We start from the raw sequence: 13,237 nt of genomic DNA on the forward strand, positions 1-13,237 counted from the left end.
ATCGCGGCAGAGAGGAGGCCGTCCTGTGCGTTTTTCTGATCTGATCGGCTGGTGTTTTCTGGCCAGCATTTTCATGATGTGGCGGTTTTCCAAGTACAGCCGCATTCTTATCAACAGTAAGAAACTGGACGCAGAGGAGCAGGCGCGGTACCGCAAGAAGGCCCAGGTGGCTCTGGGGGCGGCAGGGGGATTTCTGGCCCTGAGTATCCTCAGTATTATTCTGGCGATCCTGTTCCAGTGACGCGCGGCAGAGAGGAGGAAGCGGCGTTTTGAGCATCGACTTTGGAAGCGACATTTACGAGGAGCCCATCGTGGCCAAGACCTTCCTCCAGGAGGATGTGCAGGAGGGCTCCCTCCGGCCGAAATCCCTGCGGGAATACATCGGTCAGGAGAAAGCAAAGGAAAATCTGGCCATCTTCATCGCCGCCGCCCAGAAGCGGGAGGAGGCCCTGGATCACGTTCTGCTCCATGGCCCCCCAGGGCTGGGTAAGACCACTCTGGCAGGGATCATTGCCCAGGAGATGGGGGTCAATATCCGTATCACCTCCGGCCCCGCCATCGAAAAGCCCGGGGATCTGGCGGCGCTTTTGACCAATCTCAACGAGGGGGACATCCTCTTTGTGGATGAAATCCACCGGCTGAACCGCTCCGTAGAGGAGATTCTGTATCCCGCCATGGAGGACTACGCCCTGGACATCATCGTAGGGAAGGGGCCCAGCGCCAACTCCATCCGGCTGGACCTGCCCCAATTTACCCTGATCGGCGCTACCACCCGGGCGGGACAGTTGTCCGCGCCGCTGCGGGATCGCTTCGGCGTGACATTGCGGCTGGAGCTGTATACGGCGGAGGAGCTTGCGAAAATCGTCACCCGGAGCGCAGGTATTTTGAATGTGGACATCGTGCCGGAGGGGGCCTATGAGATTGCCCGCCGCAGCCGGGGCACCCCCCGAATTGCCAACCGGATGCTGCGCCGGGTCCGGGACTTCGCCCAGGTGAAGGCCGACGGCGTCATCGCCCGGGAGGTGGCGGACCACGCCCTCTGCGCCCTGGAGATCGACTATCTGGGTCTGGACCCTGTGGACCGGCGGATGCTGGGGGCCATCATCGACCACTATAACGGCGGTCCCGTGGGGCTGGAGACCCTGGCGGCCACCATCGGTGAGGAATCCGTGACGCTGGAGGATGTATATGAGCCCTATCTCATGCAACTGGGATTACTGACCCGGACGCCCCGGGGCCGGTGCGTCACACAGAAGGCGTACCAGCATCTTCATAAGCCCATCCCCGGAGGCGCAGCGCCGGAGAATCCCATGGAGCAGCTGACACTGTGAAGAGGAGAGACGATGGCAGATCTGTTGTTTTGGCTGTTCATGCTGGTGTCGATGCTGCTGATCCCGGCGTGCATGCTGTATTTTGGCCGGTGTTTTCAGAAGAAACCGCCCCAGAGCATCAACAGCGGCTACGGCTACCGGACCGCCCGCTCCATGCAAAGTCAGGCGGCCTGGGACTTCGCCCATGCCTACAGCGGGCGGTTTTGGGTACTGTCCGGCAGGCCCGCGCTGGCGGTCTCGCTGGTCTGGATGCTCCTACTTTTCGGGCAGAGCATTGATAAGGTGGGTGCCTCCGCCATGGTCTTGACGGGAATCCAGATGATTCCATTTTTGGCGGTGATTCCCGCCACAGAAGGGGCTTTGAAGCGGAAATTTGGCTGATGGAAGGGAAGATGCGGCTGATTTTCCCGGAAAACGGCTGTTGAATTTCATAAAATCCCAGGTTTTTTCAGAAATTCCCTTGTTAATTTTGATAATTCGCTTGACATTTCTATCAGGAAACAGGTATAATGCAATATGTATAAATCTTATGAGCATCCACAGCTTTCTCTGGAGCAGATGATCGACGAGGACCTCTGTGGTCTGGCGGCCTCTGGAAACCGCATGGCGGAGGAGGTTCTGGTCACACGCTATAACCGTTTGGTCCGTACCTGTGCCCGTCCGTTCTTTCTCTTTGGCGGCGACAGCGAGGACCTGACCCAGGAGGGCATGGTGGGCCTCATCAAAGCCGTTCGGGAGTATGACGCCTCCAAAGAGGCATCCTTCCGGACATTCGCGGAAATCTGCATTCGCAGCCGGCTGTATTCCGTTCTCCGCGCCGCGGCGCGGGATAAGCATGCACCGCTTAATCAGTCGGTTCCTCTGGATACACCCTTCTTTGACAGTAATTCCTACACCTCTGGTACCAATAATTTGGCGCAGCGGAACCCTGAAGATGATCTGATCGACAGGGAGCACACGGCAGCCCTCTTATCCGGTGTCCGGAAACAGTTGTCCGAATTTGAAGCGAAGATTTTGGGGTACTATTTAGACGGTCTTTCATGCAGGGAAATTGCCAAGACGGTAGGCAGGCCCCCAAAGTCCGTGGACAACGCTGTGCAGCGCATTCGGCGCAAGGTAGCGCAGCAATTACTTTCCGGCGATGTCAGCGAGAGCTGAACGCAATATATTTTTCTTTTCAAAGAGAGGGTAAAAACATGTACGAAGACAAGACTTTAGTGTGCAAAGAGTGCGGCCAGGAGTTCGTATTCACCGCCGGTGAGCAGGAGTTCTACGCGGAGCGCGGCTTCCAGAACGAGCCCCAGCGCTGCAAGGCCTGCCGTGACGCCCGCAAGAACGCCGCCCGCGGCCCCCGTGAGTACTTCACTGCCGTGTGCGCCGCCTGCGGCGGTGAGGCGAAGGTTCCCTTCGAGCCCAAGTCTGACCGGCCCGTCTACTGCAGCGAGTGCTTCGCCAAGATGCGCGAGGAGCAGAGATAACGATTATTTCGTTTTGTCTCTTACAGAGAAAACCGGCGTCCGTATATACGGACGCCGGTTTTTTACGAAAACACCAAGGTTTTCTTCGGTTTTCTATTGAACTTGCGTGGATAATAGAGTATAATACCACATGAACAGTTTTTTGCCGAAAAAGGCCGCTCCGTTCCGTTGGAACACGGGCGGAGTCCCGGCATGACTATTTGAAATTGGAGGAAACATCTCTATGGTTACCATTACAAAAGATACCATCATCGGCGATATTCTGGACGTAGCACCCCAGACGGCGCCCATCTTCCTGTCCATTGGCATGCATTGCCTGGGCTGTCCTTCTTCCCGGGGTGAGACTGTGGAGGAGGCCTGCATGGTCCACGGTGTAGACGTTGACAAGCTTCTGACTCTGGTGAATGAGGAGGCCAACAAGGCCGCCCAGTAAAGGACGACTCTAACAAGGACGCATACGGGAATCCGTATGCGTCCTTCCGCGGGACGTTTCAAGGAGGTTTTCCATGAGGCACCTGGAGCTCTCGCCCCGGCTGCGGCTGCTGGCCGGCTGGGTGCGGCCCGGCGCGCGAGTCGCTGATGTTGGCACAGATCACGCCTATTTGCCTGTGTGGCTGGTACTTCACGGCCGCGTGGCCTCTGCCATTGCCAGCGACCTGCGAGAGGGCCCTCTGGCGCGGGCGCGGGAGACCGGACGGACCTATGGAGCGGAGGGCGTGGACTTCCGTTTGTGCAATGGTCTCTCGGGTATTCAGCCTGACGAGGCGGATACCATTGTTATTGCCGGGATGGGCGGGGAGAACATCGCCGCCATCCTTGCCAGCGCGCCTTGGACGGCGGACGGTGCCCACACGCTGCTGCTCCAGCCCCAGACCAGGGCGGAGGATCTGCGGCAGTTCCTCTCGGAGCATGGCTATCGGATCATCCGGGAGGCCCTGGTCCGGGACCGGGGGATTTTGTATCCCTGCATAGAGGTCACGGCAGGGCAGGAGGCGCTGAGTCTCGGCCAGCTCTACGGCGGGGCCAGGCTGCTCAAAGACCCGCTGGGGGAACAGTACATCATTGGGAAGATCATCCGCCTGCAGAGCGCTGTGGCGGGGCTGAACCGGGCCGGCGGCCCGGAAAATCAGGAAAAAGCGGACGCACTGCGGGAGGTTCTCACCGCGCTGCTGTCCATGAGAGAGGAGTGGCGCCATGCCAACTGTCCGTGAGATCGAGCAGGCTTTGTTCGACTGGGCGCCGAAGGAACTGGCTGCGGACTGGGACAATGTGGGGCATCTGCTGGGCGGCCCCGGCGATGCGGTCTCCCATGTTCTGGTGGCCCTGGATATTACGGAGGAAGTGGCGGACGAGGCCCTGGACCTGGGCTGTCAGCTGATTGTGTCCCACCATCCGGTCATGAACTGCAAGTGGCTGCCGGTACAGACTGTCCGGGAGGACCGTCCCCAGGGGCGGTTGCTGCTGAAGCTCCTGCGGAACAATATCTCCGCCATCTGTATGCACACCAATCTAGATGCGGCCCAAGGGGGCGTCAACGACCTGCTGGCAAAAGCGCTGCATCTGGCAGACCCCGTCCCGCTGCATGAATCGGGAATCGGACGGCACGGCACCTTGGCTGAGCCCATGGCTCTGCTGGAGTTCGTGCGGTTTGTCCGCAGGACACTGGGCTGCAGCGGCGTACGCTACGCCGGTGCCGGAGGTCTGGTTTCCCACGTAGCAGTAGGCGGCGGCGCCTGCGGGGATTTCGAGGATGACGCCATCGCCGCCGGGTGCGACACCTTCGTCACCTCCGACCTGAGCTACCACCAGTTTCTGGATGCGGCGGGGAAGGGGATTAGCCTCATTGACGCCGGACATTTCCCAACGGAGGATTTGATCTGCGGTGAGATTGTCTCGTATTTATTGGCCCGCTTTCCTGAGCTGACCGTTACAAAATCCGCTTCCCACCGGGAAGTGATTCAGTATTATATTGAAGGAGAGTAATACACTATGTCCGGACATTCCAAATGGCATAATATCCAAAAGACCAAGGGTGCGGCTGACGCCAAGCGCTCCGCCGCATTCACCAAGATCGCCCGCGAGATCATTGTGGCGGTGAAGGAGGGCGGCTCCGGCGACCCCAATAATAACTCCCGTCTGGCCACCGTCATCGCCAAGGCCAAGGCCGTGAATATGCCCAACGACAACATCAAGCGCACCATCGACAAGGCTCTGGGCTCCGGCAACACCGACAACTACGAGGCTGTGACCTACGAGGGCTATGGCCCCGGCGGCGTGGCCGTCATCGTGGAGGCCCTGACCGACAACCGTCAGCGCACCGCTCCGGAGGTTCGCCATGCCTTTGACAAGTGCAACGGCAATCTGGGCGCCCAGGGCTGTGTCAGCTGGTCTTTTGACAGAAAAGGCGTTTTGGTGATCGACAACGAGGAGGGCGAGTTGGACGAGGATACCGTCATGATGGACGCTCTGGACTCCGGCGCGGCGGACTTCGAGGCTGATGGCACCGCCCTGGAGATTACCTGCGACCCCGACGTTTTCAACGATGTGGTGAAGGCCTTGGAGGAGAAGGGGTATACCTTCGCCAGCGCCGAGGTGGAGATGGTCCCCCAGAATTACATCCAGCTCTCTGGTGAGGGCGATGTGAAAAACATGGAGAAGCTCATCGACATGCTGGAGGACAATGACGATGTGCAGAACGTCTGGCACAACTGGGACAACGGCTAAGACATGGGGACGGCGTGAGCCGTCCCTCTCTTTTTGGCAATATATAAACAAAAACTAGGTTTTGTTTATATATTGGTGCGCATTATTTGACTCTACCGCTGGTCGGTTGCTTTTTCAGCGGGGAGGGGTAGACTGAGGGCGAGGTGATTCCATAACAAAAGAACGGCTTGGCACATTTATCGCCGAAAACCGGAGAAGCCGGGACATGACCCAGCGGGACCTGGCAGAGCGGCTCCACATCACGGACAAGGCCGTGAGCATGTGGGAGCGGGGGATTGAGCTACCCGGACGTGACGCTGCTGGAACCGCTGGCGGAAGTCTTTGGCTTGGGGGTGGAAGAATTGATTGCCTGCCGCAGGGCAGAAGAGAAAAAGAAGGAGGAACAGCCTGTGAAAAACATTTTGGAGATTTCCCGGGAAAACCAACAAACGGACCGCCGGAGGACAGCCCTCCGCACGGCTCTGGCTGTTTTGGCCATTGTGGCCGCTGTATTGGCGGCGATTTTCTATGCGGCCACCACGATCCATGAACAGATGGGGACGTCTATTGTCCTCTAGGAGTCCGTGGGAAATAGCGACTACATCTACATTGAGAAGCAAGGCCACCTGATTCGCCTGAAGTGTGCCAGCGGTGTGGACTTTGATACCCTTACCACGGTGAACGAGTGGGGAGATATTCCTTCATACGAGATGGACTATCAGTGGAACCGTCTGACCCGCCGCGGTACCCTCCGTTCCTTTGAAGACCGGGGCACGGCTGTTTTGGGTGGGATGGTCAGTGTGACCTTTGAACCCGAGAGTGCTCCGATGCTTGGCTGTGATCAGGTATTCTATGAAAACGAGTCCCGGTATCCGGACCCTTACAGTGAGCCACGGGGCCGCGTGTACCTCAGCACCTACCGTTTCTGGACAGGGACATGGAACAGCGAGACTTTCGAGTGGGATGACCGGCAGCAAGTTCTCAAGGTGGAGGACTGCCTGTCAGTCACGCCGGCGGATGTCGATGGAGACGGGGAGAACGAGCTGATGGTCCGCAATCGCTGGCCGGAGAAGCCCTACCGGGTTACGACTGGGCCGATGGAGAGGTGACTGCATTCTGGCCGGACACGGTGCCGGAGGAGGTCCGGGAACGGCTGGTGTGCATTTGGGAACAGTAAAAAATACAGGGCCCCCGCTGGCGGATATGCCAGCGGGGGCCGTATTTCACGAGCAAAACTGTAAGCCGGGTTCTGTATTTGACAGTCATCTATCTAGGCGCACCGTTGCCGGTACGCTCAAGCCACCTCCTGAGGACGGCCGGGCCGGCCTTCTGTGTCCTCCCACGGTGTTGCTCCGGATAGAGTTTACAGCGACGGACAGTTCCCAGCCGTCGGGTGCGCTCTTACCGCACCTTTCCACCCTTACCGCCACAGAGAAGCTATGGCGGCGGTATATCTCTGTTGCACTTTTCCTGAAGTCGCCTTCGGCGGGCGTTACCCGTTATCCTTGCCCTATGGAGCCCGGACTTTCCTCATGGACGGCCTTTCGGCCTGCCCACGCGACTGTCTGTCTTACTCGCCCATTCATTTTACAGGAAAGGCACTGGATTGTCAACGGATAAAATCGCCCCCGGTCTCCCGCAGCCACCGCTCCAGGGCGGACAGATCCGACTCTGTGTGGAACCAGTGCTCCGCGGTCTCCTCCGTCCGCAAGCGGCAGGAAAACCGGTCCGCAAATGAGGCCGTCACAGCCGGATCGCACAGTGTGTCCCGACCTCCGGTCAAAATCTCCGTGGGAATGGGCCAGCGGCGGATAGGATGTTCCCGCACATAGCAGTAGTAATCCCAGTAGAGTGTCTGTCCCATGGGGGTGGGGACAGCCTGTTCCTGTTTCAGCCGCTCCGGAGACACATCAAACCAGGTCATCATGTTGTTAATCAAAGCGCCCATGTCCACCACAGGGGAGAGGAACCAGGCCCCCTCGATCCGGCGGTCCCAGCAGGCCAGCAGACTGAAATAAGCGCCCATGCTGACTGCAAAGAGCCCAATGTGTTTCCACCGGGCCTCTGCATAGTCCAGAACGGCAGTGAGGTCCCGGACACAAGACGGAGGCTTGCACAGCTCCCCCTGCCGGTCTCCATGATCCGGCAGGTCGAAGCAGAGGACCTGACAGCCCGCGGCGGTCTCCGCCAGGAGGCGGAAAGGCGTATCTTCCTTATGGGACTGCGCTCCGTGAATTCCCACAATGACCCGGTCTGACTCCGCTCCCCAGAGGACACAGGGAATTGTCTCGATTTCAAAACGCTGTAATTCCAAGCTCAGCGCCTCCTTATGTGTTTATATCGCTCCCATTATAGCACAACACGCCGTTTATGGCAAGGACAGGAGGACCTGAGAAAATTTCTCCGCCTCGTTGTAATTCGCCGCCGCTTGCGGTATAATTTCTATGTCTATTCTTTAATGAATATGTAAGGAGCGGTTTCCATGACATTTGAGGAATACCTAAAAAGTTTACAGGATAAGACCGTGGCCGTCATCGGCATTGGCGTCTCCAATCAGCCGCTGATCCAGCTGCTGCTCTCCCGGGACATCGACGTTACCGCCTGTGACAAAAAGAGCCGGGAGGCATTAGGCCCTCTGGCAAACGAGCTGGAGGCAAAGGGCTGCCGCCTGCGCCTGGGTGAGGGCTATCTCCAGGGCCTGGATCAGGACGTCATCTTCCGTACCCCCGGCATGCGGCCCGACCTGCCGGAGCTGAATGCCGCCGTGGAGCGGGGAAGCCGGCTCACCAGTGAAATGGAGGTGTTTTTTGAGGTTTGTCCCTGCACAAAAATTGCGGTGACCGGCAGTGACGGCAAGACCACCACCACCACCATCATTGCGGAATTGCTGAAAGCTGCGGGGAAGACCGTTCACCTCGGGGGAAACATCGGGCATCCTTTGCTGGCGGAGACAGGGAAAATGCGGCCAGAGGACATCGCCGTACTGGAGTTGAGTTCCTTCCAGCTGATGACCATGACCCATAGTCCTCACATCGCCGTCGTCACCAATCTGGCGCCCAACCATCTGGATGTTCACAGAGATTTTGCAGAGTATATATCTGCAAAGGAGAATATCTTTACACATCAGACAGCAGAGGATATTGCAGTATTCAATGCCGATAATGATATTACGCTGGAGGAATCCGGCCGCATTCCGGGACGGGCGAGGCTGTTTTCCCGGCGGCGGGAGGTGAAGGACGGCGTATTTCTGCGGGGAGACGCCGTAACTGCTCGGCGCGGCAGTGAGGAGCGGGAGGTCCTGCGCCTCTCCGGCATCAAGCTGCCCGGTATCCACAATGTGGAAAACTACATGGCGGCCATTGCCGCCGTGGACGGTATCGTGCCAGATGAGATCATCCGGAAGTTTGCAGCGGAGTTTGGCGGTGTGGAGCACCGTATTGAGCTGGTTCGGGAGCTGAACGGTGTGCGCTACTACAACGATTCCATCGCATCCAGCCCCAGCCGCACCATCGCAGGTCTCCGCTCCTTTGACCAAAAGATCATTCTCATTGCCGGCGGCAAGGACAAGGGGATTCCCTATGACGCTTTGGGGCCGGAGGTCAACGAACATGTGAAGCTCTTGATCCTCTGCGGCGCCACAGCCGGGGTGATCCGCCATGCCGTGGAACAGGCGGAGAACTATGCCGGACTGGAGGTTGTGGATGTAAACGACTACCAGGAGGCGGCCGCCCTGGCCCAGAGCCGGGCGGAGGAGGGCGACGTGGTGATGCTCTCTCCGGCCAGCACCTCCTTTGACCGCTTCGCCAACTTCATGGAGCGGGGCTGGGTGTTCAAAGAGATTGTCAACGCCCTGAAATAGAGAGATAAGGGCAAGCCGCCTCCGCATAGAATTGCCGGAGGGGGTGGCATTTATGAGGCCTGGATTTTTCTATTACCGCCGCTGGCTCAATCGCCGGACAATACTGCGGTCTCTTTTGTTCACGCTGGCAGTGATGGTTATCTCATCTCTGATTCTGACTACGGCCCATCTGCGTCCGGTGCTGGAGAGCCTGGCGGCCACCAGGGTCTCCTATGTGGTGAATTCCATCATCTCCCGGTCGGTGCAGGAGGCCATTGACAGCGGCGAGATCAGCTATGAGAAGCTGGTCTCCTTTGAGAAGGATTACGAGGGCAGGATTACCGCCGTCCACAGCAACATGATGGCCTGCAACCGGCTGCAGTCGGACATTCTGGACATCATTCTGGATCGAATCGACCAGGTGCCGCCCCAGGACCTGTCCATCTCCATCGGCAGTCTCAGCGGCTCTGTGCTGCTGGCGGGACGGGGACCGGAGATCTCCGTGCGGATGGAGTCGGTAGGGAGCTCCTCGGCCTGGTTTGAAAACGAGTTCATCTCCGCCGGCATCAACCAGACCAAGCACCAGATCGTTTTGAATATTGAGGTCTACGTCAGCATTCTGCTGCCCGGCTTTACGGCGGATACGCAGGTGTCCAACGCCGTCACCGTGGCAGAGACCATCATTGTGGGCTCCGTACCGGACACCTACACCTATTTCGCCACCGTTCCATCCAACTATGACGAGTATATCCTGAGTACCAATTGATATGGAGGAGTTTCCCATGGACTACCGCGAGGAGATCAGACATCTGCGCGACGTATTGAACGAAAACGGCTACCGCTACTATGTGCTGGACGCGCCCACTATGAGCGACCGGGAGTACGACCTGCTGAACCGCCGCCTGGAGGAGCTGGAGGCGGCTCACCCGGAGGAGATTACACCGGATTCACCCACCCAGCGCATCGGCGGAAAGCTCCTGGAGGGATTTTCCACCTACACTCATGAGGTGCCGCTGGAGAGCCTCCAGGACGTGTTCAACGCCGAGGAGGTGGCGGAGTTCTGCCAGCGTATGGACGAGGCCCTGGGGGCTCCGACGGAGTACTCCGTGGAGCCCAAGGTAGACGGTCTCTCTGTGGCCCTGGAGTACCGGGACGGTGTCTTTGTCCGGGGCGCCACACGGGGCGACGGCATGGTGGGAGAGGACGTGACGGAAAATCTCAGAACCATCCGTTCCATTCCCATGGCGCTGCCGGAGAAGCTGCCCCGGCTGATCGTTCGGGGTGAAGTCTACATGGCCCGGTCGGTGTTCGAGGAGATCAACGCTCTGCGGGAATTGCAGGGCAAGCCCCTGATGGCCAATCCCCGAAACGCCGCCGCCGGCTCTCTGCGGCAGCTGGACCCAAAGATCTGCGCGGAGCGGCGGCTGGACATTCAGATATTCAACCTGCAGATGGCGGAGGGACGGGAATTCTCCACCCATGCTGGGACACTGGACTATCTGGCCTCCCAGCGGTTCAAGGTCATCCCCCACGCAACGCTCTCCGGCGTGTCCGCCTGTCAGGCTGAGATCAGCCGCATCAACGATGAGCGGTTGAAATATCCCTTTGATATTGACGGCGCAGTTATAAAGATAAACACCTTGTCAGACCGCGCTGTACTAGGAAGTACCGCCAAATTTCCCAAGTGGGCGGTGGCCTATAAATACCCGCCGGAGAAGAAGCCCTCCAGGGTGCTGGACATTGTCATTCAAGTGGGGCGCACCGGCGTTTTGACGCCCAAGGCCGTACTGGAGCCCGTGCGTCTGGCGGGCACCACCGTCACCAGCGCCACCCTCCACAACCAGGACTATATCACAGAGAAGGACATCCGGATTGGCGACACGGTGATTGTGCAGAAGGCAGGAGAGATCATTCCGGAGATTGTGGAAGTGGACGTTTCCAAGCGCCCAGAGGGCACAGAGTCCTATTTCCTGCCGGAGTCCTGTCCGGTCTGCGGCGCACCGGCGCGCCGGGACCCGGACGGCGCCGCGCTCCGCTGTACCGGCGCGGAGTGTCCCGCTCAGCTGCTGCGGAATATCACCCACTTCGCCAGCCGAGACGCCATGGACATCGAGGGCCTGGGCCCTGCCGTTGTACAGCAGTTGGTGGACAGCGGGCTGATCCGGAACGCCGCCGATCTGTATGCGCTCCGCGCCGGTGACGTGGCTAAGCTGGAGCGCATGGGAGCCAAGTCGGCGGAGAACCTAATCCGGGCCATTGAGAAGTCCAAGGGCAACGACCTGAGCAAGCTGATCTACGGCCTTGGCATCCGCCAGGTGGGGGAGAAGGCCGCTAAGGTTTTGGCCTCCCACTTCAAGACCTTTGACGCCCTGAAGGCGGCCTCCCTGGAAGAACTGACGGAGATCGACGATGTGGGAGAGATTACAGCCCAATGCATCGCAGATTATCTGGCGGAGCCGCAGTCTCAGGATCTGCTCCGTCGCCTGCGGGAGGCAGGCGTCAATATGGAGAGTATCCAGCAGATGGTGGACGAGCGCTTCGCCGGAATGACCTTCGTCCTCACGGGAACCCTCACCCGGTTTGACCGCAAGGCTGCGCAGGCCATGATTGAGGAGCGGGGCGGCAAGGCCGCCGGCTCCGTCTCCAAGCGCACCACCTATGTGGTGGCCGGAGAGGCCGCCGGCAGCAAGCTGAAAAAGGCCCAGGAGCTGGAGATTCCTGTTCTGACGGAGGAGGAATTTGCGAACATGCTGGAGTGAGCGCAGGATCAAGCCCCCGGGCCGGAGAAAATTCTCCGGCCCGGGGGCCTTTTACATCTTCTGATTCCTATTTATCGAATGCGGGGTTCATATAATATACGTTTTTCTCGTTCATCTTGTCCTTGGCCAGCCGCAGACCCTCGCCGAACCGCTGGAAGTGGACCACCTCCCGAGCCCGCAGGAAGCGGATGACATCGTTGACATCCGGATCGTCGCTGAGCCGCAGAATATTGTCATAGGTCACGCGGGCCTTCTGCTCCGCCGCCAGGTCCTCCGTCAGATCGGCGATGACATCGCCGGTAACCTGCATGGTGGAGGCAGACCAGGGATAGCCGGAGGCGAACTGAGGATAGACGCCCGTTGTGTGATCCACAAAGTAGGTGTCAAACCCAGCGGTTCGGATCTGCTCCTCCGTCAGATTCCTGGTCAGCTGATGAACAAGGGTGCCCACCATCTCCAGGTGGCCCAGTTCCTCCGTTCCGATATCGGTCAGCAGCCCCTTCAGCTCGGCATAGGGCATGGAGTACCGCTGGCTCAGATACCGCAGGGAAGCCCCCAGCTCGCCGTCGGGCCCGCCGTATTGACTGATGATGACGGACGCCAGTCTGGGGTTGGTGTTCTTGATTTTCACCGGGTACTGCAATTTCTTCTCATAGACAAACATCAGTCATTCCCTCCAAAATCCCAGGGCCAGGGGTCCTTCAGCCAGGCATAGCCGTCCTCCGGGGTCAGATCGGTCTGGAGCAGGGGACCGTGCATCTTCTGATACTTCTCCTGTCCCTCTTTCAGCAGCTTGACGTAGGACCAGTACAGCTGCAGCGCCTCCTGGTCCTGGGCGTGAGTGGTCAGATACAGCCCCAGCTCGTCGACGGCGAAGCTCAGAGCCATCAGCTCCACCAAAGCGGTGTTGGCCAGCTTGGTTCTGGCCTGAATAGCCGCCTTGAAGGGCAAGTTCAGTCCGGGAAACAGGGTGCCGGTCTCCAGCGCCTCCATGCGGCTGTAACGGGCGGGATTGTTCTCCTGTATGGGAATATAGGGAAACGCCAGCTGAGCGCAGCTGGGCAGGGGACCCTGCCCTACGCCGCAGGCGGAATTTTCAGGCCTGTTCTGTTCAGGTTTTTCCATAAG

The 13,237-nt window shown here is 58.9% G+C and carries 17 protein-coding genes and 1 other RNA gene; 14 read left to right on the forward strand and 4 right to left on the reverse strand.

What is annotated here, in order from left to right; genetic code table 11:
• Positions 1-25: 25 nt before the first annotated feature.
• The 11 genes from C816_RS16300 (at position 26) to C816_RS16350 (ending at position 6,621) form a co-directional block, all read left to right on the forward strand.
• Entirely contained in the window at positions 26-241 is a 216-nt protein-coding gene (locus C816_RS16300; protein ID WP_016323504.1) for a hypothetical protein, read from the forward strand.
• Positions 242-269: 28 nt separating this feature from the next.
• On the forward strand, positions 270-1,331 hold the full coding sequence (gene ruvB, locus C816_RS16305; protein ID WP_016323505.1) for a Holliday junction branch migration DNA helicase RuvB: 1,062 nt from the start codon (positions 270-272) through the stop codon (positions 1,329-1,331).
• A 12-nt stretch (positions 1,332-1,343) separates the two neighbouring features.
• Positions 1,344-1,712: an SdpI family protein gene (locus C816_RS16310; RefSeq protein ID WP_016323506.1), complete on the forward strand. Its 369-nt coding sequence runs from the start codon at positions 1,344-1,346 to the stop codon at positions 1,710-1,712.
• Positions 1,713-1,847: 135 nt separating this feature from the next.
• Positions 1,848-2,489, forward strand: a complete 642-nt coding sequence (locus tag C816_RS16315) for a sigma-70 family RNA polymerase sigma factor (protein ID WP_016323507.1) — start codon at positions 1,848-1,850, stop codon at positions 2,487-2,489.
• A 38-nt stretch (positions 2,490-2,527) separates the two neighbouring features.
• Positions 2,528-2,809 (forward strand): zinc-ribbon domain containing protein, encoded by a 282-nt coding sequence (locus tag C816_RS16320; protein ID WP_016323508.1) that lies wholly within the window; start codon positions 2,528-2,530, stop codon positions 2,807-2,809.
• A 223-nt stretch (positions 2,810-3,032) separates the two neighbouring features.
• Entirely contained in the window at positions 3,033-3,242 is a 210-nt protein-coding gene (locus C816_RS16325; protein WP_016323509.1) for a DUF1858 domain-containing protein, read from the forward strand.
• A 73-nt stretch (positions 3,243-3,315) separates the two neighbouring features.
• Positions 3,316-4,020, forward strand: a complete 705-nt coding sequence (locus C816_RS16330; protein ID WP_016323510.1) for a tRNA (adenine(22)-N(1))-methyltransferase — start codon at positions 3,316-3,318, stop codon at positions 4,018-4,020.
• On the forward strand, positions 4,004-4,792 hold the full coding sequence (locus tag C816_RS16335; RefSeq protein WP_016323511.1) for a Nif3-like dinuclear metal center hexameric protein: 789 nt from the start codon (positions 4,004-4,006) through the stop codon (positions 4,790-4,792). Before C816_RS16330 ends, C816_RS16335 begins: the two co-directional genes overlap by 17 nt.
• 6 nt (positions 4,793-4,798) lie before the next feature.
• Positions 4,799-5,533 (forward strand): YebC/PmpR family DNA-binding transcriptional regulator, encoded by a 735-nt coding sequence (locus C816_RS16340; RefSeq protein WP_016323512.1) that lies wholly within the window; start codon positions 4,799-4,801, stop codon positions 5,531-5,533.
• Positions 5,534-5,808: 275 nt separating this feature from the next.
• Entirely contained in the window at positions 5,809-6,090 is a 282-nt protein-coding gene (locus C816_RS16345; protein WP_016323513.1) for a hypothetical protein, read from the forward strand.
• 6 nt (positions 6,091-6,096) lie between these two features.
• Positions 6,097-6,621, forward strand: coding sequence for a hypothetical protein (locus C816_RS16350; protein WP_016323514.1), 525 nt, complete (start codon positions 6,097-6,099; stop codon positions 6,619-6,621).
• Between the two features lie 113 nt (positions 6,622-6,734).
• On the opposite strand, the gene rnpB is transcribed toward C816_RS16350, so the two are convergent.
• Both rnpB and C816_RS16355 read right to left on the reverse strand, forming a co-directional pair.
• An RNA gene (gene rnpB, locus C816_RS22085) (RNase P RNA component class A) lies at positions 6,735-7,089 on the reverse strand.
• Between the two features lie 32 nt (positions 7,090-7,121).
• A complete protein-coding gene (locus C816_RS16355; RefSeq protein ID WP_016323515.1) occupies positions 7,122-7,826 on the reverse strand; it encodes an alpha/beta hydrolase in 705 nt (234 codons plus the stop codon).
• Between the two features lie 168 nt (positions 7,827-7,994).
• Here C816_RS16355 and murD point away from each other — a divergent pair, with 168 nt between their 5' ends.
• Genes murD through ligA form a run of 3 tightly spaced genes read left to right on the forward strand, consistent with a single transcriptional unit; the run spans position 7,995 to position 12,109 of the window.
• Positions 7,995-9,371, forward strand: a complete 1,377-nt coding sequence (gene murD, locus C816_RS16360) for a UDP-N-acetylmuramoyl-L-alanine--D-glutamate ligase (protein ID WP_016323516.1) — start codon at positions 7,995-7,997, stop codon at positions 9,369-9,371.
• A gap of 52 nt (positions 9,372-9,423) precedes the next feature.
• Positions 9,424-10,116, forward strand: a complete 693-nt coding sequence (gene yunB, locus C816_RS16365) for a sporulation protein YunB (RefSeq protein WP_016323517.1) — start codon at positions 9,424-9,426, stop codon at positions 10,114-10,116.
• Positions 10,117-10,132: 16 nt separating this feature from the next.
• Positions 10,133-12,109 carry an NAD-dependent DNA ligase LigA gene (ligA, locus tag C816_RS16370; RefSeq protein ID WP_016323518.1) on the forward strand — a complete coding sequence of 659 codons (1,977 nt, stop codon included), beginning with the start codon at positions 10,133-10,135 and terminating at the stop codon, positions 12,107-12,109.
• A 67-nt stretch (positions 12,110-12,176) separates the two neighbouring features.
• Here ligA and C816_RS16375 read toward each other — a convergent pair whose 3' ends face one another.
• The gene (locus C816_RS16375; RefSeq protein ID WP_016323519.1) at positions 12,177-12,773 is read right to left on the reverse strand and encodes a manganese catalase family protein; all 597 of its coding nucleotides are present in this window, start codon (positions 12,771-12,773) and stop codon (positions 12,177-12,179) included.
• Complete coding sequence (locus tag C816_RS22020; protein ID WP_016323520.1) at positions 12,773-13,234, reverse strand: spore coat protein CotJB; 462 nt, start codon at positions 13,232-13,234, stop codon at positions 12,773-12,775. The genes C816_RS16375 and C816_RS22020 overlap by 1 nt, the downstream gene beginning before the upstream one ends.
• Between the last annotated feature and the right edge of the window lie 3 nt (positions 13,235-13,237).

It is taken from the genome of Oscillibacter sp. 1-3 (assembly GCF_000403435.2).
Taxonomy (GTDB): domain Bacteria; phylum Bacillota; class Clostridia; order Oscillospirales; family Oscillospiraceae; genus Oscillibacter.

What these genes read in the sequence shown, in the direction of transcription:
- C816_RS16325 (WP_016323509.1), top strand. Translation starts at nt 3,033, where the DNA reads ATGGTTACCATTACAAAAGATACCATCATCGGCGATATTCTGGACGTA.
- C816_RS16340 (WP_016323512.1), top strand. Translation starts at nt 4,799, where the DNA reads ATGTCCGGACATTCCAAATGGCATAATATCCAAAAGACCAAGGGTGCG.
- C816_RS16310 (WP_016323506.1), top strand. Translation starts at nt 1,344, where the DNA reads ATGGCAGATCTGTTGTTTTGGCTGTTCATGCTGGTGTCGATGCTGCTG.
- ligA (WP_016323518.1), top strand. Translation starts at nt 10,133, where the DNA reads ATGGACTACCGCGAGGAGATCAGACATCTGCGCGACGTATTGAACGAA.
- C816_RS16320 (WP_016323508.1), top strand. Translation starts at nt 2,528, where the DNA reads ATGTACGAAGACAAGACTTTAGTGTGCAAAGAGTGCGGCCAGGAGTTC.
- C816_RS16315 (WP_016323507.1), top strand. Translation starts at nt 1,848, where the DNA reads ATGTATAAATCTTATGAGCATCCACAGCTTTCTCTGGAGCAGATGATC.
- murD (WP_016323516.1), top strand. Translation starts at nt 7,995, where the DNA reads ATGACATTTGAGGAATACCTAAAAAGTTTACAGGATAAGACCGTGGCC.
- C816_RS16375 (WP_016323519.1), bottom strand. Translation starts at nt 12,773, where the DNA reads ATGTTTGTCTATGAGAAGAAATTGCAGTACCCGGTGAAAATCAAGAAC.
- C816_RS22020 (WP_016323520.1), bottom strand. Translation starts at nt 13,234, where the DNA reads ATGGAAAAACCTGAACAGAACAGGCCTGAAAATTCCGCCTGCGGCGTA.
- yunB (WP_016323517.1), top strand. Translation starts at nt 9,424, where the DNA reads ATGAGGCCTGGATTTTTCTATTACCGCCGCTGGCTCAATCGCCGGACA.
- C816_RS16335 (WP_016323511.1), top strand. Translation starts at nt 4,004, where the DNA reads ATGCCAACTGTCCGTGAGATCGAGCAGGCTTTGTTCGACTGGGCGCCG.
- C816_RS16330 (WP_016323510.1), top strand. Translation starts at nt 3,316, where the DNA reads ATGAGGCACCTGGAGCTCTCGCCCCGGCTGCGGCTGCTGGCCGGCTGG.